This window comes from Vibrio tarriae, from assembly GCF_002216685.1.
GTDB classification, from domain to species: domain Bacteria; phylum Pseudomonadota; class Gammaproteobacteria; order Enterobacterales; family Vibrionaceae; genus Vibrio; species Vibrio tarriae.
Map to the genome: position 1 here is coordinate 264,985 of NZ_CP022352.1, position 25,534 is coordinate 290,518.

Genomic DNA, 25,534 nt, shown 5'->3' on the forward strand with positions numbered 1-25,534 from the left:
AGTTCTTAGTCCAAGCGTAAAGTCACACCAGAATAGTTACTGTAACCACGTAACATGACATGGTATGTCGTACCCACAACCGCAGAGATGGAACACTGCTCGACATTGCCTGAACGGTATGGACGACAATCCCAAGAAGAAGTGGTGGGTTTGCTGCCTGCTTTGACATACAGATCCGCATCGCCTGTCCCACCACTGATGGACACAACGACACTGCCTGAATTGGTCACAGTGAAGGTATAGAAATCTTCTCCTCCACGTGAGCCGCTCAGTCCCGTGATCGGTTTACCTTTCTCAAGCACTTTGCCGACAGGTGGTGGCGTGGTGCCACAAGAAGCATTGACCCCCACGGTATTAAAGGCTGCCACGACGTCTGCGGTGTTGTAGTTGAGATCCTGTGCAGCTTTCACTACCCCACAGCCACCTTGATCAAACGTACTGTTCGGTGTCCAGTACAACTGGTTAGCCACGGCAAACACTTCAAAGCCTTTGCGTACGTTCCAACCCGTTTTATTGGCTAATAGGTAAAACGCGCGGTTAAACACGCCACTCGAATGGTGAACGTCAATGCCGCTGTAATACTGTGAAACATGATCTATCGAGCGGCCATCACGTGACGGCTGATCGAAATAACGTAGACCACCGGAGGATTTAAAAATATCCGCGCCGACAATCCAGTCGACATTGCCACGCATAAAGTACTCTGCCGCTTCCCCTGCGATATCCGAGAATGCTTCGTTAATACCACCGGACATATCTCGGTAAACGAGGCCTGAATTCTGCTCAGTAAAACCGTGGCTGACCTCATGGGCACTAACGTTGATATCCACCAAAGGATAGAAACGGGTATAGCCATCACCAAAAGTCATGGCGCGGCCATCCCAGAAGGCATTTTCATAGTTATTACCATAGTGCACACGCATGGTTAATTGGAAAGTCAGCGGCGAAGTATTCAACCACTGCTGATACATATCAAACACCACTTTTCCAAAGAAGTGCGCATCGTTAAGCGGAGAGTAAGCACCATTCACGGTTTTCACGCTGTTGTAATTAGTGCTGCTGTTACAAGCATAACTGAACGCCGTGTTACCGGATGTGCCACCATTGAGGTTAACGGTTTTTACTGCACTGTTGCTCATCGTGCAGGTGGTTCCCGTCTTATCAATCGTAAAACCGGGTAAACCGTTACTGCCGTATTCATAGCGTCCCGTTTTTTGGTTACCGCCAGGGCCTGTTCCTGTCGCCTGTGCGTGGTTAATGCCATCCCATTGATCTAGCACTTCTCCCGTTGCTGCACTGATAAAGTAGAACGGACGAGCTGGCGTTTCTGAAGCAACAAAAAAGTCGACCAAGTACACTAACTGGGCCTGTTGGTTATCATCCAGGCGTACCATCAGTTGCACGTTTTCGTTTTCAACCGGGAGCAATTCTCCAGCGTGTTGTTCACCAAAATGGCTAACCGCTAAAGCGATGGCCTGCTGACTTTCAATGTCGGGGGTCACGGTTGGGAGATCAGCATCCAACTGCTGAGCCATTTGACCATACACTTGCGAAATCCCTTTACTGGATTCGGTTGCCACCACAACGGTGCCATAGACAGGAACCCCGTTATACATCTGCTGGTAACGCACTTTCACCTTACCATTCGGCAACTTTACCGTATTGACGGCTTTAAAACCGCTGGCGGCAGACACCATGCTGTACTGTTGCTGCGCCAGAGCTTGTTCAACCATTGATGCATCATCAATTGTGACCATTTGTGCCGCATAGAGAGGGAAGCCAGTTGCCGCTCCGGCCAGAACTAACCAATTCAGAGGACGTTGTATCATTTTCATTTCTCAATCCTAGAGATGTTGAATGTATTAAGCGTTGAACCGCTCCCATCAACGCCGATTGCACGCGTTATTTCGCGTTCAATCACAGTGGTACAGGTCAATTGAAAACACCAAATCTAGGTTAATGAAATGTTAATGTTCAATGTGAAGTTTACGTGTCACAAACTACTCAGTAAGCAGGAATGCTCTATAAAAAAGCCTGTAATAAAGAGGAGAAAATCATGAGGATAGGATCTTACTGATAGATTTGCGCCTTTAGAATTTGACACCTAATTTAACAGTGTCAGAAAGGAATTGGCGTGCGTCTCGTGTTCTGGATGGACATCACCTTAGAAAACCACCATTACAAGCGCAATGGTTTAGTGATGACAAAAAAGCCCCATTAAGCTAACTCCTATCACTTAACGTGTTTGGAACGAACAGGGTAGCGAGTTTTACTCATACGAACCTAAAGAGTTAGATAGTTTTAGATCTAACTTCTCCAAAACATCAGTAGTAGGTCTATCGCGATACAAGCCAATACCGACTAGTAGCCAAACGACCAACTCAGCAGGTAGCTTTCGTCTTCTCATGCTGGCTTTATTCGTTTCATCAAGCGCTTGATTTATCCATTCTAATGGAAGCTCTTTTTGAAAAAGCGCAAGTGAATCAGGAGAAGCGAAGTCATCAACATCAATAAGCCAGTGAGCCAACATAAAAAAATACCCTCAAACATGAAATGCTTGAGGGTATTTTCAACCAACCACAGGATCGTTCAACTGATCATTTGCTTAACTGATCGGAGTTAACACTTAGACAGCATTTTTTGATAGGCTAAGGCCACGATTTGCTATTGACCACTTTCGTTTTATGAAACTCACCCTTCGCAAAAAGCTGTTAGAAAAAGTAGAAAACACGACAGAAACCCCGATGCTGATCCTTTCTGTCGTTTATGTTGTCGTCGCGTTGCTGCCTGACATTGCCGTTTTATCTCCCGACGATCTTGAGTTTCTTGATGGCTTACTCTGGATTGTGTGGGGCATTTTTGCGACAGAGCTGTTAGTCAAAATCTTCGTCAGCCCTAAACCACTGCAATATATGATGCAGAATTGGCCGGACGTACTTATCGTGGCGATGCCGTTTCTGCGTCCCCTGCGTTTCCTACGTATTTTGTTGGTACTGCCCAAAGCGTGGAGACAAACCAAATCGGTTCTGCGCCAAAAAACCTTCAGCTTTATCGGTCTGACGAGTCTTTCTACTGTGCTGCTCTCTGCAGCGTTTGTGTATCTGGTTGAGAAAGGAACGCCTAGCCCCATCAATAGCTATGCCGATGCGCTGTGGTGGGCGATGTCGACCATTACCACGGTAGGTTATGGGGATATGTACCCGGTAACTGGGTTTGGACGTGGAGTGGCGGTGTTTTTGATGCTGACAGGGATCACCCTGTTCGGGCTATTAACCGCGAGTGTGGCTTCTTTTTTTGTTGAGGATGATACGGCCAAGCAAGACCATGTCTCCCTCAATCTCTTGCTTGAAAAAAACCAGCAGTTGGAAACACAGTTGAATCAATTGGTTGAAACTCAGCAACCTAGAAAGCGTTTTCATCTAGCGAGCTACCGTCGGCAGCTCGCGGAACGTGAAACAGAACGGAAAAATCAGAAACCAAAGCGTCGTCGATTAAAACTTCCGTCGCAAGACAATCGCAACTCCTAATTCAGGCGTGACGCATGGTGTGGCGGCGAAATACCGCCACTGATGCGGCAACCGCCAAAAAGAAGCAGTAATAAGAGTAACTCACCACACTCAATGGCGACATTTGAAAAATAGAGCCAAGCAATAACGCTTGTGCACCATAAGGCAACACACCTTGCATGATGCACGAGAAGATATCCAGCAAGCTGGCAGAACGCTTTGCGGTCACGCCATTGTGTTCAGCCAGCTCTTTAGCCACTCCGCCACTCACAATGATGGCAACCGTGTTGTTCGCCGTGCACACATTAGTCAGTGCCACCAAGCCTGCAATCCCCAATTCACTGGCTCGCATTTTTTGTACGCTGCTGCGTGAGCGAGCAAATTTATTGATCAATCGACTAATTTGGTGAGTGAGGAACGCCAATCCGCCTTGCTGTTTCATCAGTTCACCCATACCACCGATCAGCATCGATAATAGGAAAATCTCCTGCATGTTGCCAAAACCCGCGTAAACATCTTTGGTTAATGCTGACAAGGAGTAACCGTCACTCAAACCACCGACACCTGCGGCCATTAAAATGCCCACCAGCAGTACAAGGAACACATTCAACCCCATCACGGCCAGCACGAGAATGGTGAGGTAAGGCAGCACTTTTAGCCATTCAATGTCACTGGTTTGCGGTGATTGTGCCGTTTGGCTACTGAAGGTGAACACCACAAGCGCCAACAGCGCCGCTGGCAAAGCAATGCGGATATTCTCTTTAAATTTGTCACGCATATGGCAGCCTTGTGAACGGGTCGCCGCAATGGTGGTATCCGAAATGATCGAAAGATTATCACCAAACATGGCTCCGCTCAGCACGACCCCAGCCGTTAAACCAAGATTCAAATCCGCCGCTTGGGCAATACCTAACGCCACGGGTGCAATCGCTGCAATCGTCCCCATTGAGGTGCCCATTGCTGTGGCAACAAAGGCTGAAATGACAAACAGCCCCGGCAGAATGAGACTCGCTGGCAGCAATGCTAAACCAAGATTCACTGTGGCATCCACGCCACCAGTGGCTTTGGCGACGGCGGCAAAGGCTCCGGCAAGCAGATAAATGATGCACATCGCCATAATATCGCTGTGACCCACACCACGTAAAAACTGCTCGATAGCTCGATTGAGCGACTCTTTGCTCAAGGCAATTGCCAAAACGACCGCTGGTATAACAGCGACAGGGGCAGGCAGTTGATAGAACGCAAACTCAACCCCTTGCCAAGTGAGATAGCTACCCACCCCCATAAAGAGCAGTAAGAAAACCATGAGTGGCAATAGGGCAAAGGCATTCGGTTGTTGAGGCTTTGAAGACGGAGTGTAGTGCATACAAATAACAAATTGTGGTCTCGAAATTGGGCGCAAAGCCTAAAGGTAAGCCGAATGCATGTCAACAGTCTAGACGTCCAAACATCCATTTGTTGCACATTTATACCTAATGATTTTGGGGTTTATTTTTCCCACTAATGGGTATATCTATAGGCCAGATACTCTAAGAGACAGGAATTACTATGCTCAACGTCATTTTTTTTAGTGCAAAACACTACGATATCGCCTCTTTCAACAAGTTGGTTGATCCCACAAAACTGTCTTTACACTTTCATGATTTCCGATTGACCGATAAAACGGCTCAGATGGCAAAAGGCTGCGAAGTGGTCTGCGCTTTTGTCAATGATGAGCTTCACGCCAGCGTATTAGAACAGCTTTACCAAGGGGGAACTCGTCTTATTGCCATGCGCTGTGCTGGCTTTGATAAAGTCGACCTTGAAGCGGCGAAGCGACTTGGAATGCAAGTCGTCAGAGTGCCAGCCTATTCGCCAGAAGCGGTGGCTGAACATACGGTGGGGATGATGCTGTGCTTGAATCGCCGCTTCCATAAAGCGTATCAGCGTACCCGTGATGCCAACTTCTCTCTTGATGGCTTGGTGGGTTTTAACTTCCACGGCAAAACGGTCGGGGTGATCGGCTCAGGCAAAATCGGGGTGGCAACCATGCGCATTCTGCAAGGGCTCGGTATGCAGATCCTCTGTTTTGACCCTTATCCCAATCCCGATGCGATTGCACTGGGTGCGCGCTATGTAGAGTTGTCCGAACTTTTCGCGCAAAGTGATGTGATCACCCTGCACTGCCCGATGAGCAAAGAGAACTATCATTTGCTCAATGAGTCAGCGTTTGAACAGATGAAAGATGGGGTGATGATCATTAACACCAGCCGAGGGGAATTGCTTGATTCTGTGGCAGCGATTGAAGCATTGAAACGGGGGCGAATTGGCGCGCTAGGCTTGGATGTTTACGACAATGAGAAAGATCTGTTCTTCCAAGACAAGTCTAACGATGTGATCGTCGATGACGTATTCCGCCGCCTTTCTGCTTGTCACAACGTGTTGTTCACCGGTCACCAAGCTTTCTTGACCGAGGATGCACTGAGCAATATTGCGCAAACTACGCTCAATAACATCCAGCTCTTTTTTGACAATCAAGCATCGGGTAATGAATTAATTCAATAGCTCACGCAGGTGAGGCAATAAATCGCTGGCCAGAAGTCCTCTCTGGCCATGCGATTTGGTATTGAGATCCGCAGCGCTACTGTGTAGCCAAACCCCGAGTTTTGCCGCATCCGCTAAGGGAATTTTTTGCGCTAATAGCGCCACAATAATGCCGGTAAGTACATCGCCCATTCCCCCACTGGCCATTCCTGGATTCCCCTGTAAGCAGACCGCGATCTCTTTCCCATCATCCACTAAAGTCCCCGCACCTTTGAGCACGACAACACCTCCATAGCGTTGCTGAAGCTGACGAATAGCCGCAAAACGATCTCGCTCCACCTCTTCCACTTCACAGCCCAATAAACGCGCCGCTTCGACGGGATGCGGTGTAATGATCCGCTGTTCATCATAGCTGGGGTTATGCGCTAGAAAATAGAGTGCATCCGCATCCCACACTTTCGGAACCTTCAAGCTACTTAAGCGCTGCATAATCTGCTGCGCTTGAGCATCTCGCCCTAATCCGGGGCCCAAAGCAAGGGCATCACACCATTCAATGCGCTCTTCAAATAAATGATGTTTGTTCCAGCTCGTGCTCATCACTTCCGGTGTAATCGTCAGCATAGCGGTAACGTTATCGGGATGGGTCATTGCCGCGCTCAGCCCTGCTCCCGAATGAGCACAAGCGGAAGCACACAAAATCAAGGCTCCGCCCATACCTTCATTGCCCCCGACAATCAAAGCTTTACCATTTTGGCCTTTGTGAGTACAAGCTTGACGTGGCGGCAGTAAACTGTGTCTTAGCTTGCCTTCTATCGCGACCAAAGATGGCGAATTGTGCAGGGCAAACACTTCTTCAATCCCTAATCCCGCATAGTGTAGCGTGCCGACATAGCAGCGCGCTTGTCCAGTCACCAAGCCTTGCTTCAAACCAATCAAGCTCACCGTGTGTTGCGCTTTAATGCAAGCGCCCATCACTTGGCCAGTATCGGCACACAGCCCTGAAGGCACATCGACCGCCACAATCGGCTTGCCGCTTTGATTGAGTAACTCGACTAACGGCACAACCTGCGGCCGTAACGCCTCTTTCAAGCCAATGCCAAATAACGCATCAATAATCACATCTGTCGATGGCGGCAGTTCAGATTGTGGGGCATAGACAACACCGCCCAACTCTTTCCATTGCAGATAAGCACGATGGGCATCGGCTGGGAATTTTTCAGGGTCGCCTAACTGCCATACCGTGACATCAATCCCCATATGCCTGGCTAATACCGCAACGATATAGCCGTCCCCACCATTATTTCCACCACCGCAACAAATTAACCAGTGATGACTGGTTGGAAACTGAGCAAAAGCAATGGTAAACACCGCTTGTCCTGCGCGCTCCATTAAATGAAAGAGCTCAAGACCTCGCTCACTCGCGGCATCTTGTTCACCCTGTTTGAGTTGCTGCGTAGTATAAAAATGGCTGGGTAACGGCATAATGGTGTCCAACAACTGACAAAACGGCCATATCCATGGCCGTTTTGAATTTATTAAGAAGATGCTTGTAGCGAAACAAGGGCTTCACTTGTTGCATCCTGAATCGATAAGAATAGTGAATTTATCGCGCCTGTTGGCGTACGCATTGGGTTAAGCGTAACGTTTTGATACATAAATTTGGCTTGCTGAGTCACAGGACGCACATTACGGCAATGGAACAAATAAGGGCGCTGCTGCCAAGTAATAAAACTACGGCAACCCAGATCGTACACAGGTTTGGTTTTTAACTTAAACCACTCCACAGGGATCTCTGGAAAAATCTCGAACAGAGATTTACCAATAACATCATGAGCTTGCTTACCGCTATGATGGGTCATAAACCCATTCCACACTTGCACGTTATAGTCTCGGTTAATCACAATCAATCCCATATCGACATTCTGAACCATATCGACCATCCAATGGAATTGCTCAAACTCCGCAGGTAACGCTAGCATCAGAAGTCCTCCATTAAATAGGAAAGTTTGTTATCCAGCAGCGGTAACGATTCATCGACAAACATAAACAGTAAATCACAACGAATCGAGGTGCCTTCAATGTTATAACTCACCTCAAAGGTCATGGTTTTTCTAAATGCCCCTTCAGTCGACTGAATCACAGAATCAATGGAGATGTGCTGCCCCAATAATACGGGCGAGCTTTGGAAAAAACGCACTTCAGCTTGGTGGCCTAAACCATTTAAAAATGAGCCCACCAGAATATTAGAAACATCCATCAGCAGCTCTAACTCTTGCAAGTCTTCACTATCGACCGGCACCTTCATCAGTTTTTTGAGATCCGCAACGCTAGAATCGCTCAATAACACCAGAGCTTCACCCGCAATCCCTTCGCCGCTAAAACCCTGACAAACGCCCGAAACTTGACTGTTTTCAGCCAAATCACGAAGTGCCATGTGTAACTCACTCACCTCAAAGATGTTCACATTGGGCAGAGGTAATTGGACAAACACATCAAAGTGGCGCGCCAAGGCATCAGCAGCTCGACCAATCGACACGTTAGCGACTTCCATGTAAATATCGCGTCGTTTTAAAATCGGCAACTCAAGCGAAACTGGCGTGACAATGCGTGGCTGCGTGGGCGGTTCCACCAACATTTTCAGCACATCATTGAGCACATTCTTATCGATGGGCTTTTGAATGAAGGCTTTGGCTCCGAGCGCTAACACCCGCTCTTTGGCTTTCGGTTGAATATCCCCCGATACCACCACTACAGGCGTCGTGTAGCCTTTTTTCCCCATTGCTTCTAATGTCTCGAAGCCGTCTAACTCCGGCATCGTGAGATCCAAAAACATGAGCTTAAAACTTTGCTTCTCTAAAATGCCCATCGCATCCAAACCATGTACCGCAAAGGTAATGTCTGCGTTAAGCGATGCAGGAAGCGAACGCGCCATCTGTTTGCGCGCGAGTGGAGAGTCATCACAGATGAGAACAGGGAAAGACATGCCACCACCTTATTGGTTTTATCAGTAACTAAAGTGTATACCCAAAATTCACACTACAGCTAGGTAAAAGGTGGTGGGATCGTAAATCAAATGGCTGGCCAGAAGGTCATAAGAGCAATTCGTAAGATAACAGCAAACACAATACAACTCACTCCGAGCCGATACCACTTATACTCTTCAATTGTCATTGGGATGCGTTTATAGAACATAGTCACCACCCCTTTCCAATCTTGACTGCGACGGCCGTAACGCATAACTCCGGTCAACACCAATAAAATTCCGCCAACCAGGATCATTTTTTCCACCCAAAACAGTACGACTTCCATGATCATTTCCTCTGATTCAGTTTTCCTCAGTGTAATCATTGTGCTGAGATTTGGCTGTTGTACAAAAGTCTAAGGTTTACGCTACCTTGACCTGATGGTGAGATGAACAAAGTGAGGTGATTAGGATGAGCCAAGCCAGTAAGCGTGGCGACAGTTTCAAGTCGGCGTCGAAAGAGAATAGACAATCCATCGAATCGCTACGCAAAACAATCACCACCGCTAAAAGCGGTGGTTTAAGGATGACAATCAAAAAGCAGAGCTCAGTGGCTCTGCTTAATTGTTTGGTAAGTGCTGTTAATTAAAAAGCTAATGGTTAGTGAGAGTGCGATTGGTGCTGCGTCGCGCTAATTTTGGCTTTGAGCTTTGCCACCAACTCACGATAGCGAAACCAGAAATAAGTCGCGACAATCGAGAAGAAGAGATAAGACAACGCAAAGACAAACGGTGAGGTCATCAGTTCATTTGAAATTCCCCACATCACGCCCACGACGGTCACAGCAACCTTAGCAAAGAAACCGCACAGGAGCAGAAAAACGGCGAGTTGCGGAAAACGCGTACTGCGAAACGCAAGCCAGTAACAGCTACCAACGGCTAAAGAAGCCACACCGAAACCGAGAATAAATGATTGGATGTGATCCGCTGATGCGATGCCACCCGATACAGAAAGCATGAGAATTAAAAACAGTTTCATGATGCACCTACCTTAAATTACCACTAAAAGCATCCATTCATTTTTGAAAACTCATTTTTAGTTAATTTTGAACCTTCAAAAAATTATTTCAAGCTCAAAAAACATGCAGAATTTGTATCCAAATTTTAATGAAACCTATTGTTACACAATGGTTAAATGCAAATAGCTTGAGAATACTAGGCAAATGACAAGGCAAAGCGCCAGAAGCAACAAAACTAAACATTTGAAACAAGATTGTTACATTTCAGAATTGCCAGAATTTATCTATTTTGAGATGTAAGACTAGTTTCACAGCATCGATAGCAGATGCGTTACATCAAAGAGAAATGACTTAAAAGGAAAAGAGGAGGAAAGAGGCAAAACACAGACTAGAGAGCCTTACGCAAACACAACGAAATCCGTAAGGTTTGCGTAAGGCTCTTTGCCTTTGTACTTCATTTTACGTGAATAGCTACCTTTACCTTTTTTCGCCTTTTCCACTCGGCAGCGAAATAAGGTACTGGTGACGACGGCTTTCAAAGCATTGTCTTTCACTACACCACGCCCACACTCCGTATCCCCTACGGATGAAGTCGATACTGGTATTACTTCTGGTTTGTTTTTCATTGATAGAACTCCATACAATTTACTGCCACATTTCGGCAGTCACGACATTTTGTGCGCAATTTAAGCAGTGTCAACTCATAAATGAGCGGAACAAAGAGAAAACTTAGTTACATAGAAATGGCATTCACTGCAAAAATTTGGACTATTTTTGTTAACGGGTTTCGACTCTGTTCAAGATTCGATTGACAACCCAAAGGTTTACACTAGACTCGATCGCGGCTAGAAAGAGTTCTTTGTATACACATCGCTTGGTTGGATTATTCGTAACCGTCCGTGTCGTACGCAATAGCAAGCTACTTTTCCACGCTATCCGCGCCGTAATCGGCCTACGTTAAAAAATGTTTTTAGGATATTTATTATGTCTACTCCAGTTACTGGTACCGTGAAATGGTTCAACGAAACTAAAGGCTTTGGTTTCATCAAGCAAGAAAACGGTCCTGACGTTTTTGCTCACTTCAGCGCAATCCAAGGTGACGGTTTCCGCACTCTGGCTGAAGGTCAAAAAGTGGAATTCGTGATCACTCAAGGCCAGAAAGGTCCACAAGCTGAAAGCATCAAAGTTCTGTAATAGACTTGCCAAAGATTTTAATAGCCAGCCTCACTAGGCTGGCTATTTTTATGCTTCTTTTATATCGATTTTACAAAAGCTCCGATTAGAAAAGGGACATCAGCGGTTACTTAATGGCTTAGATGCCTCAAAAGACAGAGACTCTTACGCCGCAAGCTGTGCATGTGGGCCAAACACTTCGTAGTGAATTCGCGCCTTATCTACCCCAAGCTCTAGCAACTGCTTAACCACATACTGCATAAAACCGATCGGACCACACAAATAGAAATCTCCATCCTCAATCGGCAGAGTAAGCTCGGCTAACTGCATTTCACCTTGTAAAACATCATCTGCACTTTCATCACGGTACCACACTTGCTGCATCCAGCCCCGTTGCGCAATGAGCTGCGCGGTTTCCTGAGCAAAAGTATGTTCCTTAGCAGAATTACACGCATAAAGATAAGTCACTCCAGGCTTATTTTGCTTGGCTAAGGTGTGCAGGATAGCCTGCATGGGCGTTGCGCCAACACCAGCAGAAATCAGTACCACAGGCCGCTCACGCTCAACATAGAAAAAATCTCCGGCGGGAGCATAGAGTTTAACGCTGTCCCCAACTTTGACGTTGTTGTGCAGATAGTGAGAAACCAGCCCCAGATTATCACTGCCCACCCCTTCGCGCTTAACCGAAATGCGATACTCACGACCATTCGATGCATGCGACAAGGAGTATTGACGAATTTCTCGATAATCACTTCCCTCTGGCGTCACTTCAATCCCAATGTATTGCCCCGGTTGATAATCCAGTAGCGCACCACCATCAGCGGGTACGAGCACAAAACTGGTCACGTAAGCAGACTCTACCTGTTTCTCGCGTACAACAAAGGTTCGGCCATCACGCCATCCACCTAAAGCTTGTTTGCGCTCTAAATAGAGTGCGCCTTCGCGGTCGATAAAAACTTGAGCCAAAAAGAAATACGCGGCTGTCCAAGCCTCTTCAACCGGTTGGGTAAAGGCATCTGGGGCTAATTCACGTAAAGTCTCCAGCAGATGATGCCCGACAATCTGATAATGCTCTGGCTGGATATTAAAACTGGTGTGTTTATGGGCGATACGTTCAACGGCACTGGTTAATGCGGCTAAATTATCGATATGCTTGGCATAAGCCGCAATGGCTTCAAACAGCGCAACACTTTGACGTCCTGTTTTCTGGTGGGTCATATTAAAAATATGCTTCAGCTCTGGATTATGGCTGAACATACGTTGGTAAAAATGTTGCGTCAGCGCAGGACCTGCAGACTCTAGCAAAGGAATGGTGCTTTTAATGATATTGATGTGTTCTTGGGTGAGCATAACTTCTCCTCGATAGGCAAAACGGTGGCTTGAGCCACTCTACACAAGCCTTCTTAATGAGCAGATTGCATGCCAAAATATAATTTATTGAAAAATAACAATAAGCCATTTTTCAACAGGTCAATTTAACTCTTCTCACCATGTCGATTTGACACTACACTATCAAAAAATCCGAACCTAAGAAGCCAAGATGCAAGAATTCTCCTTGAGTACTTTGTTAGAAATGACCGTCGGGCTCGCCAGCGGAGCCAACAACGAAGAGCGTTTTCATCGCCTATTGGATGCAGTACGTAAAGCGGTGATCTGTGACTGCGTCGTTCTAATGTCTCTGCACAACGACACCTTAACTCCTCTGGCGATGCAGGGATTAACTCGCGACACCCTAGGCCGCCGTTTCGTAGTCAGTGAACATCCTAGATTGGCTCGAATTTGCAGCGCGGATTTACCCGTCCGTTTTGCGGCGGATTGCCCACTCCCCGACCCTTTTGATGGACTGCTACTCGACAGCGAAGACGATCTGCCTATGCACTCATGTATGGGCTTACCCCTCCATTTTGGTGAGCAGTTACTGGGTATATTGACGCTCGATAGCTTAAAGCCCGATGCGTTTGATCATCTCTCACCTCGCAGTTTAGAAATGCTTGCGGCCATTGCAGCAGCAACGTTGAAAATGGCGCTCACCTTTTCTGAGCTGGAAAACCAAGCCAAACAGACACAATTACGGCTGGAAGAGCTCAACCAAGAAGCATGGAGCCGTGACAGTGTCGAAATTATTGGTAATAGCGGCCCCATGCTCGCCATGAAAGCGGATATTGATGTGGTTGCGCCCTCGCAATTCAATATTCTGATCCACGGTGAAACCGGTGTAGGTAAGGAGCTGGTTGCTCGCACCATACACCAGCGCTCAAATCGCAAACGGCAGCCTCTGGTGTATGTCAACTGCGCCGCTATCCCTGAAAACCTGTTGGAAAGCGAACTGTTTGGCCATGTTAAAGGGGCGTTTACCGGAGCTGACCGCGCGCGAATGGGTAAGTTTGCTCTGGCGGATGGCGGCACACTGTTTCTCGATGAGATAGGTGAATTACCCCTCAGTGCGCAAAGCAAAATTCTGCGCGCACTGCAAAACCATGAAATTCAACCTGTTGGCCAAGATCGAGTACAAACCGTCGATGTGCGGATTCTAGCAGCCACCAACCGTGATTTGAAAAAAGAGGTCGAAGCTGGCCGTTTTCGAGCCGATCTCTATCACAGATTGAGCGTGTATCCGATCTACGTGCCGCCACTGCGTGAACGCAAAGGCGATCTCTCTTTACTCGCGGGATACTTCGTGGAACAAGCGCGACGTAAACTCGGCATCACTCAACTAAAGCTGCATAGCGATGTGTTAAGTCAGCTTATCCAATACCCTTGGCCGGGGAATGTGCGAGAGCTAGAGCATGTGATTAACCGCGCGGCACTCAAAGCCAAAGCACGCCAGCGGGGGCGCCCAGTCACGACATTAAAAGTTGAAGACTTAGGGGAATTACAAGGGCCAAGAGCAGCGATGGTTGAACCGACAGCGCAAGATGAACCTATGCTGGGTGAATGGATTGGTGAGTTGGGTTTACGTGACGCGACGGATGAATTTCAACGCCACTTGATCAGCGAAACCCTCACCCAAGCTGACTTTAATTGGGCAGAGGCGGCACGCCGCCTCCAGACCGACAGAGCCAACCTGACACGGCTGGCCAAACGACTCGGCATTACTGTATCCCGCAGCCACTCAATAGAAAGGTCTCGTTAATTGGCGCTAGGCACAGGAACTATCGGCGTGGGAGTTGAGCGTGGAAATGCCCGCTCATACTCCTGCATAAAATCACGCCGGATCAGTTGTTCAAGTTGGTTCGCGCGTTCGGTCGGGCAGAAAATCATCACATGCACCACTTGCTCTCCCGTTGATGAACTGCTGATTTCAATGTGCGGCTCAGCACTGGGCAAATCCACTCCAGCATGGCGCTCAATCACCGTATTGTAGCGGCGTGCCACTTCCATAAAGTGGGCAAAATGCCCTTCAATCCTTTCGTGCAGTATCGGCACCAGTGGGAAAAGATTCACAAATTCTGGCACCACAATCTTGAAGTTATGGAACACATAGCGCTTCATAAAATTGAGGTTTTTCACCGGATAAGAGAAAAACATACTGTTCGGTAACGTCGCGGTTTTTCCGGTGTAGTTATACTGGCCGTGGTGTAAATCGATCTCTTGGATCACGGTCGCCATGAGGTTGTGCTCAATCACCTCGCCACACACACTCCCTACTTCAATCCAGTCCCCGATCCGAAATGAACGAGAACTCGCGCGCTGAATCGATCCGGTGAAACACAAAATGATCTCTTTTGAGGCCACCACAATCGCTACTGCAATCGCCGTCACCGAGAGTGCAAATTCGCTAATTTCCGATTGCCAAAGCATGAACAGGGCAAGCAAAGTGACCGTAAATACGCCGTTTTTGGTACGTGACATCCATTTGCGTTGCTTTTCGGTGATGAGCGCCGCATCACCACGAATATGTTCTAAAACAAGGCGGCGCACTGAAATCACGCCCAATAAAATCAACGCTGTCAGCAGCAACTTATGGGTGAGCAAAAAATCGACCGCTATGCTCAGATGTTCCATCTCTTTCTCCTACTACGGCTTAACCCGCCTCTTTATCTCGTGGTGTTGCGTGTCGCGCAATTTCAACATTGAATCCCCTTGCCTGACAAGCGCTATCCCCAAACTCTTGGCTGCTCGGCAAATTTCATCATAAAAAAAGCCGCTTAAGCGGCTTTTCAAAGGAAAAACGTTTATTGCCGATAATGCAGTGCCGTTTTCTCTACAAGTTTCACAATCACTTGTACCGCAGCTTCCATCCCTTCAATGGTGATGAACTCATGAATGCCGTGGAAATTATAGCCACCAGTGAAAATGTTTGGACAAGGCAATCCCATAAATGACAACCGCGCCCCATCCGTCCCACCACGGATAGGTTTAATGTTCGGCTCAACATCGCAAGCCACCATCGCCTGTTTGGCCAACTCAATAATATGTGGATGCGGCTCAACCTTCTCCTTCATATTGGAGTAGCTCTGCTCGAAACTCACCTCGACACGACCTTTTTTAAGCTGCTGATTGAGCTCGGCTACTTTAGCTTGCATTAACGCTTGGCGAGCTTGTAAACCGCTCGCCTCAAAGTCACGCAAAATGTATTTGAGCTCTGATTTCGCAACACTCATGGTCGCGCCAGAAAGATGGTAGAAACCTTGGTAGCCTTCGGTATACTGAGGCGTTTCGTTTTCTGGCATCATCAGAATAAATTGCGCTGCAATGTGCATAGCATTGACCATTTTGTCTTTGGCTGTCCCCGGATGCACATTCACTCCATGACAAACAACGGTCGCAGTGGCGGCGTTGAAGTTCTCATACTCCAGCTCTCCAATCGGGCCGCCATCGATGGTATATGCCCACTGCGCCGCAAATTTCGCCACATCAAAATGATTGGCACCGCGGCCAATCTCTTCATCTGGCGTGAATGCAATCGAGATATCGCCATGGGGAATCGAAGGATCAGCAAGCAAGATTTCCATCGCGGTGATGATTTCTGCAATCCCCGCTTTGTTATCTGCACCCAATAAGGTTGTGCCATCGGTCGTGATGAGGTTATGGCCATGCAGCAGATGCAAGTCAGGGTATTGAATGGGCGACAACACTTCGTCCCCTTTACCAAGGGCAATATCACCACCTTGATAATCTTCAACGATTTGCGGTTTAACATGCTTACCGCAAGCATCTGGAGAGGTGTCCATGTGGGCAATAAAGCCAATCGCGGGCACTGGGTAGTTCACATTCGATGGGAGTTTGGCCATCACATAGCCATGATCATCCAGCGAAACATCACTTAAGCCTAATTCAAGTAGCTCTTCATACAGCGCTTGGGCAAAGACTTTCTGACCCGTAGAGCTTGGGCAGTGATGGTTTTTCGGTTTCGATTGAGTATCAAAAGTGACATAGCGCATAAAGCGCCCAACAAGATTTTTCATAAACAAGCACTCATCATTCAAATACGCAGCGTTGATTTAACCTCGCTGAAAGGGAGCATAAGCAGTGAATTGCACCCCATACTACGTATTCTCAGCGCCGATGAGTTGTTACAAATCAGTTTTTCACCGATTAATCAAAATCAGCGATACCCAAACGGCTTAACAACCAAACGGCTTAGCAAATAAAAAAGCCTATCCGATGGGATAGGCTCAATAGGTTGCTTGTTGAAGCGATTATAGCGAGATGAAAATCCCCGCTAAGCAAGCGCTCATTAGGTTGGCTAAAGTGCCAGCAATGACCGCTTTAATGCCTAGGTTCGCCACTTCCGAGCGGCGCTCAGGGGCTATCACGCCAATGGAGCCTAATTGGATCGCGATAGAGCCAATGTTGGCAAAACCACACAATGCAAACGTGATGATGACTTGGCTATGCTCAGAAAGCAGCGCTTTATGCTCAACAAAGTCAATGAAAGCCACAAATTCGTTCATCACCACTTTCTGACCGATGTAGGAACCTGCCGCCAGCACTTCGTGACTTGGAATGCCAATCACCCATGCCAGTGGAGCAAACAGATAACCGAACATGGCTTGTAAGGTAATGCCGCTAAACCCAACCAGATCGCCCAGATTTTCAAGGCCAGTGTTGACCATAGCGATCACGCTGACGAACGCAATCAACATAGTCCCCACTGCAACGGCGACTTTCATACCATTCATCGCACCGCTAGCGAGAGCATCAATCAAGTTGCTGTCTTGCGCTTTATCTAACTCGACTTGGCTTTGATCGATTGGCACACCACGCTCAGGAACGATGATTTTCGCCATCATTAAACTGCCCGGCGCCGCCATGAAGCTCGCTGCAATCAGGTATTTCAGCTCAACCCCTAAACCTGCGTAACCACCCAGCACAGAGCCAGCTACCGATGCCATACCGCCTGCCATGACCGCAAACAGTTCAGAGCGTGTCATATTGGCAAGGAATGGGCGCACCAAAAGTGGCGATTCGCCTTGTGATAGGAAAATATTGCCTGTCGCGACCAGTGATTCCGCCTTACTGGTGCCTAAGAAGCGTTGGATGCCACCGCCGATCAGGGCGATCACTTTTTGCATCACACCAAGGTAATAAAGGGCAGAAATCAGCGCACTGAAGAAGATGATGATAGGTAATACACGAACAGCAAAAATAAAGCCCGTATCGGCAAGATCACCAAACAGAAAGCGAATGCCGACATCGGCAAAACCGAGCAAACCAGAAACCCCATTACTCAAGCTGCTTAGCGCGGTTTGCCCCAATGGGAAATAAAGCACAAGAGCCGCAAAACCAATTTGCAACAACAAGGCTCGGGAAATGGTTTTCCAATTAATCGCACTGCGACTTTCAGAGAGCAGATACGCGCATAAGATCAGTACCGTAACACCGATGATTCCAAACAAAATCGCCATAATTTACCTAGAAAAATGTGAGTAAAAACAGGGAAACCCATGGCTTGATCAGTGTGTAGGCAGAGGCAACCTCAAAAGGAGGGAATAAAGTTTTATTGCTCACAGGCCATCAACATCAACAGACACAAGCTTGGGAAATAGCTGGTCCTGTCCTTGGGGTCATTCACATTTCCTTGTGACGGCTTGTACTGGCAGAGCAACCGGCTCTTAGCCGGGCGCAAAGTATAACGATAAAAAAATGAGTTTCATCACATTTTTTCGCGCAAACGTTTATTTCGGGTATTTTTTATCTCATCGCTCACTAGGCGTGCAGCGCTTTACAAAAATGGCTCTTTATCATGACAGTTCAAGAACTTGTTACTTATTGAATGGAACACATATCACAAAGTTGCATTCTTTTATCGATTGGTCGAAAAACAAGCTGGCATAAAAGTGCGAAGCAGCCTAGCTTTAATGCAATTTGATTATTCTGAATAACCATTACTAACAACGTCAGTGTCAACGCCTCACGTGTTTCAAAGAAGCCGTGAGGCGTTTTTTCAGCGCTATCCCCATGACTCGGAGTTGCAAGTCACTCACACGTCACTCGCTGTACATTTAATCAGAAAGCCTATACTTTTCATCAGCACTGATTAAGGAGGAAACGATGCACAAGCTAACGATAGATCTTGTCTCAGACATCGTCTGCCCTTGGTGCGTGATTGGCTATTTAAGATTGCGCCATGCCCTCGCTCGGCTGCCAGAGGTCGATGTCACACTCAGGTGGCATCCTTATGAACTGAACCCACGGTTAGCCATGGGCGGAGAGAACCTGCGCGAGCACCTGAATAAAAAATATGGCACCAGCCTTGAGGCGAGCCAGCAAGCACGTAAAACGCTGACTGAGCTTGGAAACGACGTGGGATTTGCGTTTCACTTTTTTTGATGAAATGCGCATCTACAACACGCGCAAAGCCCACCAGTTACTGCTATGGGCTCATCAGCAAGACAAGCAGTTGCCTCTCACCTTAGCCCTCTGGTCAGCCTACTTTCAGCAAGGCAAAGCGATAGATGAGGATGAGGTACTGCTGGAAATCGCGCAGACGGTGGGTTTAGACCGTAGCGCCTGCCAACAGATCCTCGCCGATGAATCATGGGCGAACGCAGTAGCCAATACTGAGCAACAGTGGCTACAAGCAGGCATTCATGCCGTGCCGACCTTGATCATTGAGCAGAAATATTTAATCTCAGGCGCACAAACCAGCGAGATTTTGCTGGATGTGTTGCAGCGCCTGACCATAAAAACGGATCGCGAGCACTAAGCGCCTCTCACTTTCACTTCAACGGCTTGAGCGGAACCCTCACCTTGAGAAGCATGGTGCAGAACACAAATATTATGAATATACCCCTCCTACTTGAAGCTGCAGCGGTGTTGGCTACGTTCGTTCATCCCAATACATAGTCTATCTATGCTCATGGGGACTTACTCACTTGCCGCCTACCTGCAACTCCAAGTGGTTTGGGTATAGGACAAGCCGATAAACATCGAGCCGCAAAGCGGCTCGATGATGACATCTGGACTAACTCGGTACCCACCTTAGTGAATAGGCGTTTCCGTTTTCGCGTAATACTGACCAAAATAGGCTTCAAGCACTTCTGGGGTCAATTTGCCTTCGGCTTCCAACTGTTTGAGTTTTTCTGCAATCGCTTTTTGCTCATCCAGACTGGGCAGTTGCGTTTCTGGCTCTTCTGCAACTTGCTGAGACATCAACTCCAGCTCTTTTTCGAAATCGTTCATCACTCTGTACCTACTTGGTTTTTACTGGCCGGAAGTGTAACGAACTCCCGGCAAGGTTTCTAGAGTTTAAAGTTGCCCACCAACTTATCTAAACGGCCAGAGAGTTCACGCAATGATTTGCTCGCATCAGCCAGCTCTTCTGCCGTTGAGGTGGTCACTTCATTAATCGCGTTAATCTCTTCGATATTTTGGTTAATGGTGTGTACAACGGTCGATTGCTCTTCGGTTGCTGTAGCGACTTGTGTGTTGCGATCTGAAATATCGTGGATTCGATCCGAAATACTCATCAGCACCTGTACTGCTTCATCAGAAGCGGCAACCCCTTGATGAGTCACCGTTTTACCCGCATCCATTGCCGATACGGCATTCTTAGCATCATTTTGCAGTTGGTTAATCATCTTCTGAATTTCTTCCGTCGAGGATGCCGTACGACTCGCTAAGTTACGCACTTCATCGGCCACCACCGCAAAACCGCGGCCTTGATCGCCAGCACGAGCGGCTTCAATCGCCGCGTTCAGTGCCAGCAAGTTGGTTTGCTCTGAAATGCCGCGGATTGCATCCAAAATCGACCCAATCTCTTGAGTGGTCGACGCCAATTGTTCCACCACTTTGCCCGTGTTTTCAATATCGTGAGCTAAGCGGCTGATCGCCTCTTTGGCTTTATTGACGACATTACGCCCTTGATCCGCATTACCAGACGCTTGATTCGCCGTTTCGGCCGCAGTCGCCGCGTTAGAGGCGATTTCACTGATCGTCGCCCCCATTTGGTTGATGGCGGTAACCACTTGGATCGTTTGGTCGCGCTGCTGCTGGCTATTATCGTGGGTGACTAACGCTTTACGTGATACCCCTTCGGCGGCCACTTGCAACTCACGGCTGGTTTGGGCAACGTCTTTTATCGATTGATGGATCTTGTCAATAAAGCCATTAAAGCCTTTGGAAAGCTGAGCGATTTCATCATTGCCTTTCACTTCAATACGCTGCGAGAGATCACCATCCCCTCTGCCCAAATCGGTAAAGCGTTTGGCTATCTGATTGATCGGCATAGCGATACTGTTAGCCAGGAAAATCCCCATAAAAATAAAGATGGCAGCTACCGCCAGCGTCGTGAGCATCATACGCTGTGCTACGGCATCCAATTCCGCAAACACCTCATGCACAGGCACGGTGCCGACCAAGAACCAGTCCATGCTGTCGATGTAGAGGCTGGCTACCATCACTTTTTGACCTTGATCGTCAGCCGAAATCAAATTGAAGCCCGATTTGTTCAGCAGCGCACTCGCGTCTGAACCATAAATTTGCTGCAAGCTCGATTTCACTTGCTCTTTCTGCCGATGGATTTGTACCTCACCCTGTGCATTGGTCAAAAACACAAAACCGGTGTCTTCAATTTTAAAACTGTTGAGCAGACGCACCATGTCATCCATCGACTTAGACATACCAGACATGGTATTGCCATTCACCAACTGGTAGTTGGCAAACATTTTGACTTCGCCATTCGCCTCTTGGAACATGCTGACCATGGTCGGCTTTCCTGAGCCGATAAAGCCAAAAAACCACCCGTCTTGCTGCTGATTCAGCTCGCGCAGAAAGCCGTTTTGGTTCCAGTAATACGCCGTTTTTCGGTTGGCTACCGACGCATCATTCAAGCGGTATTGATCGCGTAAGTTGTTCAACTGCTTCACTAATAACGCTTCTGTTGCCGGATCTCTTTCTGTGGTAGCAATCGCTTGCTGCACAAACTCATTGCTGGCAATTTGCTGAGCAGAAGCAAGCAGTTGTAGCACTTCATGGTCAATATCACTCTTGATCAGCTTCAAAATATCGGGTAATTCCAAATTAACTAAGCGATGCTCTAGCACTTCTCGCGCTTGGCGCTGTGCCATCACACCCACAATCAGGGTGGATGCCAGTACGGCGAGTGTGACCCCTAACACAACCTTTTGCTTAATACTCATCTGATGCAGTTTGAACATATTCTCCGCCTAATCATGGCTATCTACGAAACCTCTACATTATCGACTTAAGATCACGCCACTTAAGAAAATTCTCACAAAATCCAGCTTCAAAGTTGCTATACATCACACTTTCGACTGAAAATATCCAAGTGCTGTTTATAAATCGCTGCTTATACCCAAACAACTTGGAGTTGCAGGTAGGCGGCAAGTGAGTTCATCCCCATGAGCATAGATACACTATGTGATTGGGGTGAACGAACGTAGCCAACACCGCTGCAGCTTCAAGTAGGAAGGGTATAGCATTCACTAAAATAGTCGCTTTTTATGTTCAACCACATACAAATGCGCATTTTTTCAACACCCATGCTGGCTGTGGGATTTTTTGTGGAACTTTCTGGATGTTACGCCACACTAACCGCTGAGAAATCTAGGAGTAGAAGTTTTCATGTCGTTTCAATCCTTTCAAACTTTGCAGCACTACCTAAACCAACAAGTCATAGGTCAAATGGATTTAATCAACCAACTGCTGATTGCTCTGCTGGCTGATGGACATATTCTGGTGGAAGGCCCGCCGGGGCTGGCGAAAACACGTGCCGTCAAATCACTGGCTGATTGTATTGAAGGTGATTTTCACCGCATTCAATTTACCCCTGACTTACTCCCAGCCGATCTAACCGGCAGCGATGTGTATCGTCCAGAAACGGGCGAATTTGTCTTTCAATCTGGCCCCATTTTTAACGCCTTGGTGCTGGCCGATGAGATAAACCGTGCCCCCGCTAAAGTGCAGGCGGCAATGCTCGAAGCGATGGCGGAGAAACAGATTTCTGCAGGCCGTAAAACCTATCGTTTACCTGAACTTTTTTTGGTGATGGCAACCCAAAACCCGATTGAGCAAGAGGGGACTTACCCGCTTCCAGAAGCTCAGCTCGACCGCTTTTTACTGCATTTAGAGGTGAACTACCCCAATGCGGAAGATGAGTTGGCGATTTTGCGCCTCAACCGAGGTGAGGCAAAAGGGCAACAAGCCATCAATAAACCTTTGCTAACCCAGCAGCAGGTGTTTAGTGCTCGCCAAGAGGTGCTCAATGTGCATATGGCTGAAGCGATTGAAAACTACCTCGTACGACTGGTGATGGCGACACGCCATCCTGCCAACTACGATGCCAAACTGGCACAATGGCTGACGATGGGAGTCAGCCCACGCGCGACGATTGCGCTGGATCGCTGCGCCCGTGCTCACGCTTGGTTACAAGGACGCGATTTTGTCACGCCGGATGATGTACAAGTAATGGCATTCTCTGTGCTGCGCCATCGACTGTTGCTCAGCTATCAGGCGCAAGCGGAAGGAATTCACCCAAATCAAATCATCTCACATCTGTTGTCACTGGTTGGTAGTGCATAAATCATGACGATGCCACACGCCCTCCCCTTACATGCTAATGGGGTGTCTTTGTGTTTGGAAGAGTTGCTCGCTTATGAGCAGCAGACCGTGCATTTTTTACCCCCAGCACGTCAAATTTGGTCACAGCGCGTCGGCCAGCATCAGAGTCGGCGTTTAGGACGTGGGATGGATTTCTCGGAAGTGCGCCAATATCAAGCGGGTGATGACATTCGTTCGATTGATTGGCGAGTCACCGCACGAACAGGTAAACCCCATACTAAGCTGTTCAGTGAAGAGCGCGAAAGAACGGTGGTGCTCTATATCGATCTCAGTCCCTCGATGCAGTTTGGTTCCTGTTTACTGCTGAAATCGGTGCAAGCGGCGCATTTGGCAAGCTTGCTAAGCTGGCTTGCCGTGAAACAACAAGACCGAGTTGGCGCAGTGATTGATTTGGGGCATCGGCTGATCGAAATCAAACCCGGTAGCCGCCAGCGCGGCGTGCTTGCCATCTTAGCGGCATGCGTTGAAGCGCAGCATATTCCACCCACACAACCCACGACGCGCACACTGGCGCTGCATGAGGTGCTCAGTACCCTTAACCGTTTGTGCCCAAAAGGCAGTGAAGTGGTGCTGATCAGCGATTTTGTCGATTTGGATACCGAGCAACACGCACTATCGCTGCGTCAACTCTGTCGCCATAATCGCGTGCGGCTGGTACAGATTCATGATCCTTTAGAGCAAGGAGACACCTCATTTCGTGGTATTGAGCAAGTACAAAATAACCAAGAGACGCGCTGGCTCAACTTTTCGATAAATAGTACGCGGGCAGGTATCAAAAAAGCCTTTGAAACTCAAAAAGAAAAACTAAAATCACTCTGTCTATTATTGGAAATGGACTACCGCTCAGTTTCAAGCGGGATACCTTTGCTGCAACAATTATCGGACCATAAGAAATGAAGGAATCGTCAACCACATCACTGGATCTCAACGGCCTACATCTGCCTGAACTCCCTAGCTGGTTTCCATTGGCTTGGGGATGGTGGGCAAGTTTAGCCGGCATTCTTATCGTGATGCTTATTATCGGATTGGCAGTGCGTTGGCATCGCCGTCGGCTGGCCCCTAAAAAAACCGCATTACGCCTTTTGAGTTTGACAGTGACTCCGCAAACGCCCTCTTCTGCTATTGAATTGGTTCGTCAGGCGGCACTGTGCTACTACCCTCGCGAGGAGATTGCGCATTTAACCGGTAAAGATTGGTACGCCTTTTTAGATGCCCAAGTGGGCCATCCACTCTTCGTACCCAACGAAACCTTGTGGCAGCAAGCCTTATACCAGAAACAAAAAGTGAACAATGCTGATGAGCTGGTTCACCACTGTTATCACTGGGTAGAAAGCGCCTTGCCGCCGAAAAAGCGGAGAAAATCAGGCATTGGCAAGTTTTGAGTTTATTTGGTGGTGGATGCTGTTTTTTCTACCACTGCCTTGGGTTATCTATTTTTTTACTCCAGCCCTCAAACCTCGGGCGGCGATTAAGCTGCCCTACCTTCCCAGCACATCAGGTTCACGCCCCGCGACTTGGCTTCCTCGATTACTCGCGGTTGGTGTATGGTTTTTGCTGCTCACCGCTGCGGCAAGACCCGTGTGGTACGGAGATCCTATCAGCACCAGTACGTCACATCGCGACCTAATGCTGGTGGTCGACCTCTCCTACTCGATGAGTCAAGAGGATATGCAGTCCGGTCAGCAGATGGTGGATAGGTTAACTGCAGTCAAACAGGTATTGTCTGAATTCATCGCCAAGCGCGAAGGCGATCGCATCGGACTGATCCTGTTTGCCGATCACGCCTATCTGCAAACGCCTTTGACGTTGGATCGGCAAACCGTCGCCAACCAGCTTAATCAAGCGGTACTTAAACTTATCGGCACTCAAACTGCAATTGGTGAAGGGATTGGACTCGCGACCAAAACCTTTATCGACAGTAATGCGCCGCAACGCGTGATGATTTTGCTCAGTGATGGCAGCAATACCGCGGGAGTGCTTGACCCGCTTGAAGCCGCCAATATCGCCAAACAGTACCACACCACGATTTATACCGTCGGCGTCGGTGCAGGTGAAATGGTGGTCAAAGATTTCCTGTTCAGTCGTAAGGTGAATACCGCGCAAGATCTGGATGAAAAGACACTGCAAACCATCGCGACCACCACAGGTGGACACTATTTCCGCGCCCGTAATCAACAAGATTTGCAAAACATCTATGACACCATTAACCAACTGGAGCCAATTAGCCAATCCAATCAAACTTGGCGCCCACAAACCGAGTGGTTTTCCTATCCACTGGGTTTGGCACTGCTGCTCTCGGTCATTTTGGTTATCGTGAGGAGATAA

Annotated in this window: 22 protein-coding genes and 3 pseudogenes; 10 read left to right on the forward strand and 15 right to left on the reverse strand. The window is 47.9% G+C overall.

The features are described 5' to 3' along the window. Positions 1-5: 5 nt before the first annotated feature. On the reverse strand, positions 6-1,835 hold the full coding sequence (hapA, locus tag CEQ48_RS01775; protein WP_089069999.1) for a hemagglutinin/proteinase HapA: 1,830 nt from the start codon (positions 1,833-1,835) through the stop codon (positions 6-8). Positions 1,836-1,850: 15 nt separating this feature from the next. On the opposite strand from hapA, the pseudogene CEQ48_RS20365 reads away from it, so the two are divergent. After that, positions 1,851-2,060, forward strand: a pseudogene (locus CEQ48_RS20365) (hypothetical protein). 221 nt (positions 2,061-2,281) lie between these two features. On the opposite strand, the pseudogene CEQ48_RS01780 reads toward CEQ48_RS20365, so the two are convergent. Further along, positions 2,282-2,530, reverse strand: a pseudogene (locus CEQ48_RS01780) (transposase domain-containing protein); the annotation flags it as partial. Positions 2,531-2,684: 154 nt separating this feature from the next. On the opposite strand from CEQ48_RS01780, the gene CEQ48_RS01785 reads away from it, so the two are divergent. Next, a complete protein-coding gene (locus CEQ48_RS01785) occupies positions 2,685-3,527 on the forward strand; it encodes a potassium channel family protein (protein WP_089070000.1) in 843 nt (280 codons plus the stop codon). A 1-nt stretch (position 3,528) separates the two neighbouring features. Here CEQ48_RS01785 and CEQ48_RS01790 read toward each other — a convergent pair whose 3' ends face one another. Then, positions 3,529-4,812 carry a Na+/H+ antiporter NhaC family protein gene (locus CEQ48_RS01790; protein ID WP_198301130.1) on the reverse strand — a complete coding sequence of 428 codons (1,284 nt, stop codon included), beginning with the start codon at positions 4,810-4,812 and terminating at the stop codon, positions 3,529-3,531. Between the two features lie 242 nt (positions 4,813-5,054). Here CEQ48_RS01790 and CEQ48_RS01795 point away from each other — a divergent pair, with 242 nt between their 5' ends. Beyond that, positions 5,055-6,050 carry a 2-hydroxyacid dehydrogenase gene (locus tag CEQ48_RS01795; protein WP_089070002.1) on the forward strand — a complete coding sequence of 332 codons (996 nt, stop codon included), beginning with the start codon at positions 5,055-5,057 and terminating at the stop codon, positions 6,048-6,050. Here the strand turns inward: CEQ48_RS01795 and CEQ48_RS01800 are convergent. The 6 genes from CEQ48_RS01800 to CEQ48_RS01825 form a co-directional block, all read right to left on the reverse strand. Continuing rightward, positions 6,039-7,511 (reverse strand): NAD(P)H-hydrate dehydratase, encoded by a 1,473-nt coding sequence (locus CEQ48_RS01800; RefSeq protein ID WP_198301110.1) that lies wholly within the window; start codon positions 7,509-7,511, stop codon positions 6,039-6,041. The genes CEQ48_RS01795 and CEQ48_RS01800 overlap by 12 nt on opposite strands. A 53-nt stretch (positions 7,512-7,564) precedes the next feature. Then, positions 7,565-8,008, reverse strand: coding sequence for a PAS domain-containing protein (locus CEQ48_RS01805; RefSeq protein ID WP_089070003.1), 444 nt, complete (start codon positions 8,006-8,008; stop codon positions 7,565-7,567). Beyond that, positions 8,008-9,012 (reverse strand): response regulator, encoded by a 1,005-nt coding sequence (locus tag CEQ48_RS01810; RefSeq protein ID WP_089070004.1) that lies wholly within the window; start codon positions 9,010-9,012, stop codon positions 8,008-8,010. Before CEQ48_RS01810 ends, CEQ48_RS01805 begins: the two co-directional genes overlap by 1 nt. Before the next feature lie 86 nt (positions 9,013-9,098). Then, positions 9,099-9,338, reverse strand: coding sequence for a hypothetical protein (locus tag CEQ48_RS01815; protein ID WP_181710925.1), 240 nt, complete (start codon positions 9,336-9,338; stop codon positions 9,099-9,101). A 313-nt stretch (positions 9,339-9,651) separates the two neighbouring features. Next, entirely contained in the window at positions 9,652-10,029 is a 378-nt protein-coding gene (locus CEQ48_RS01820; RefSeq protein ID WP_089070006.1) for an NADH:ubiquinone oxidoreductase, read from the reverse strand. Between the two features lie 378 nt (positions 10,030-10,407). Further along, the gene (locus CEQ48_RS01825; RefSeq protein WP_000792012.1) at positions 10,408-10,635 is read right to left on the reverse strand and encodes an alternative ribosome-rescue factor A; all 228 of its coding nucleotides are present in this window, start codon (positions 10,633-10,635) and stop codon (positions 10,408-10,410) included. A gap of 358 nt (positions 10,636-10,993) precedes the next feature. Here CEQ48_RS01825 and CEQ48_RS01830 point away from each other — a divergent pair, with 358 nt between their 5' ends. Then, positions 10,994-11,203: a cold-shock protein gene (locus tag CEQ48_RS01830; RefSeq protein WP_000106983.1), complete on the forward strand. Its 210-nt coding sequence runs from the start codon at positions 10,994-10,996 to the stop codon at positions 11,201-11,203. A 144-nt stretch (positions 11,204-11,347) separates the two neighbouring features. Here the strand turns inward: CEQ48_RS01830 and hmpA are convergent, their stop codons facing one another. Continuing rightward, entirely contained in the window at positions 11,348-12,532 is a 1,185-nt protein-coding gene (gene hmpA / locus CEQ48_RS01835; protein WP_089070007.1) for an NO-inducible flavohemoprotein, read from the reverse strand. A gap of 190 nt (positions 12,533-12,722) precedes the next feature. Between hmpA and norR the strand changes: the two genes are divergently transcribed. Further along, entirely contained in the window at positions 12,723-14,315 is a 1,593-nt protein-coding gene (norR, locus tag CEQ48_RS01840; RefSeq protein WP_089070008.1) for a nitric oxide reductase transcriptional regulator NorR, read from the forward strand. On the opposite strand, the gene CEQ48_RS01845 is transcribed toward norR, so the two are convergent. From CEQ48_RS01845 to CEQ48_RS01855, 3 genes are all read right to left on the reverse strand, one after another. After that, positions 14,312-15,187, reverse strand: a complete 876-nt coding sequence (locus tag CEQ48_RS01845; protein ID WP_089070009.1) for a mechanosensitive ion channel family protein — start codon at positions 15,185-15,187, stop codon at positions 14,312-14,314. The genes norR and CEQ48_RS01845 overlap by 4 nt on opposite strands. A 170-nt stretch (positions 15,188-15,357) precedes the next feature. Next, a complete protein-coding gene (gene pepT / locus CEQ48_RS01850; protein WP_089070010.1) occupies positions 15,358-16,590 on the reverse strand; it encodes a peptidase T in 1,233 nt (410 codons plus the stop codon). Between the two features lie 234 nt (positions 16,591-16,824). Next, on the reverse strand, positions 16,825-18,033 hold the full coding sequence (locus CEQ48_RS01855) for a NupC/NupG family nucleoside CNT transporter (protein WP_000986003.1): 1,209 nt from the start codon (positions 18,031-18,033) through the stop codon (positions 16,825-16,827). A gap of 646 nt (positions 18,034-18,679) precedes the next feature. On the opposite strand from CEQ48_RS01855, the pseudogene CEQ48_RS01860 reads away from it, so the two are divergent. Beyond that, positions 18,680-19,334, forward strand: a pseudogene (locus CEQ48_RS01860) (DsbA family oxidoreductase). Between the two features lie 275 nt (positions 19,335-19,609). On the opposite strand, the gene CEQ48_RS01865 reads toward CEQ48_RS01860, so the two are convergent. Together CEQ48_RS01865 and CEQ48_RS01870 are read right to left on the reverse strand one after the other, a co-directional pair. After that, complete coding sequence (locus CEQ48_RS01865) at positions 19,610-19,810, reverse strand: chromosome segregation ATPase (RefSeq protein WP_000997601.1); 201 nt, start codon at positions 19,808-19,810, stop codon at positions 19,610-19,612. A 59-nt stretch (positions 19,811-19,869) separates the two neighbouring features. Then, complete coding sequence (locus CEQ48_RS01870; RefSeq protein WP_089070011.1) at positions 19,870-21,786, reverse strand: methyl-accepting chemotaxis protein; 1,917 nt, start codon at positions 21,784-21,786, stop codon at positions 19,870-19,872. 427 nt (positions 21,787-22,213) lie between these two features. Here CEQ48_RS01870 and CEQ48_RS01875 point away from each other — a divergent pair, with 427 nt between their 5' ends. From CEQ48_RS01875 to CEQ48_RS01890, 4 genes are read left to right on the forward strand one after another with little or no spacing between them, the layout of a single operon-like run. After that, the gene (locus CEQ48_RS01875; RefSeq protein WP_089070012.1) at positions 22,214-23,170 is read left to right on the forward strand and encodes an AAA family ATPase; all 957 of its coding nucleotides are present in this window, start codon (positions 22,214-22,216) and stop codon (positions 23,168-23,170) included. A 3-nt stretch (positions 23,171-23,173) separates the two neighbouring features. Further along, positions 23,174-24,106, forward strand: coding sequence for a DUF58 domain-containing protein (locus CEQ48_RS01880; protein ID WP_044126829.1), 933 nt, complete (start codon positions 23,174-23,176; stop codon positions 24,104-24,106). Then, positions 24,103-24,591, forward strand: coding sequence for a DUF4381 domain-containing protein (locus CEQ48_RS01885; protein WP_000665196.1), 489 nt, complete (start codon positions 24,103-24,105; stop codon positions 24,589-24,591). Before CEQ48_RS01880 ends, CEQ48_RS01885 begins: the two co-directional genes overlap by 4 nt. Before the next feature lie 16 nt (positions 24,592-24,607). Then, entirely contained in the window at positions 24,608-25,534 is a 927-nt protein-coding gene (locus CEQ48_RS01890; protein ID WP_373419681.1) for a vWA domain-containing protein, read from the forward strand.

Coding starts and splice junctions, on each gene's coding strand:
- hapA (WP_089069999.1), bottom strand. CDS start 1,835: ATGAAAATGATACAACGTCCTCTGAATTGGTTAGTTCTGGCCGGAGCG.
- CEQ48_RS01785 (WP_089070000.1), top strand. CDS start 2,685: ATGAAACTCACCCTTCGCAAAAAGCTGTTAGAAAAAGTAGAAAACACG.
- CEQ48_RS01790 (WP_198301130.1), bottom strand. CDS start 4,812: ATGGTTTTCTTACTGCTCTTTATGGGGGTGGGTAGCTATCTCACTTGG.
- CEQ48_RS01795 (WP_089070002.1), top strand. CDS start 5,055: ATGCTCAACGTCATTTTTTTTAGTGCAAAACACTACGATATCGCCTCT.
- CEQ48_RS01800 (WP_198301110.1), bottom strand. CDS start 7,511: ATGCCGTTACCCAGCCATTTTTATACTACGCAGCAACTCAAACAGGGT.
- CEQ48_RS01805 (WP_089070003.1), bottom strand. CDS start 8,008: ATGCTAGCGTTACCTGCGGAGTTTGAGCAATTCCATTGGATGGTCGAT.
- CEQ48_RS01810 (WP_089070004.1), bottom strand. CDS start 9,012: ATGTCTTTCCCTGTTCTCATCTGTGATGACTCTCCACTCGCGCGCAAA.
- CEQ48_RS01815 (WP_181710925.1), bottom strand. CDS start 9,338: ATGGAAGTCGTACTGTTTTGGGTGGAAAAAATGATCCTGGTTGGCGGA.
- CEQ48_RS01820 (WP_089070006.1), bottom strand. CDS start 10,029: ATGAAACTGTTTTTAATTCTCATGCTTTCTGTATCGGGTGGCATCGCA.
- CEQ48_RS01825 (WP_000792012.1), bottom strand. CDS start 10,635: ATGAAAAACAAACCAGAAGTAATACCAGTATCGACTTCATCCGTAGGG.
- CEQ48_RS01830 (WP_000106983.1), top strand. CDS start 10,994: ATGTCTACTCCAGTTACTGGTACCGTGAAATGGTTCAACGAAACTAAA.
- hmpA (WP_089070007.1), bottom strand. CDS start 12,532: ATGCTCACCCAAGAACACATCAATATCATTAAAAGCACCATTCCTTTG.
- norR (WP_089070008.1), top strand. CDS start 12,723: ATGCAAGAATTCTCCTTGAGTACTTTGTTAGAAATGACCGTCGGGCTC.
- CEQ48_RS01845 (WP_089070009.1), bottom strand. CDS start 15,187: ATGGAACATCTGAGCATAGCGGTCGATTTTTTGCTCACCCATAAGTTG.
- pepT (WP_089070010.1), bottom strand. CDS start 16,590: ATGAAAAATCTTGTTGGGCGCTTTATGCGCTATGTCACTTTTGATACT.
- CEQ48_RS01855 (WP_000986003.1), bottom strand. CDS start 18,033: ATGGCGATTTTGTTTGGAATCATCGGTGTTACGGTACTGATCTTATGC.
- CEQ48_RS01865 (WP_000997601.1), bottom strand. CDS start 19,810: ATGAACGATTTCGAAAAAGAGCTGGAGTTGATGTCTCAGCAAGTTGCA.
- CEQ48_RS01870 (WP_089070011.1), bottom strand. CDS start 21,786: ATGTTCAAACTGCATCAGATGAGTATTAAGCAAAAGGTTGTGTTAGGG.
- CEQ48_RS01875 (WP_089070012.1), top strand. CDS start 22,214: ATGTCGTTTCAATCCTTTCAAACTTTGCAGCACTACCTAAACCAACAA.
- CEQ48_RS01880 (WP_044126829.1), top strand. CDS start 23,174: ATGACGATGCCACACGCCCTCCCCTTACATGCTAATGGGGTGTCTTTG.
- CEQ48_RS01885 (WP_000665196.1), top strand. CDS start 24,103: ATGAAGGAATCGTCAACCACATCACTGGATCTCAACGGCCTACATCTG.
- CEQ48_RS01890 (WP_373419681.1), top strand. CDS start 24,608: ATGCTGTTTTTTCTACCACTGCCTTGGGTTATCTATTTTTTTACTCCA.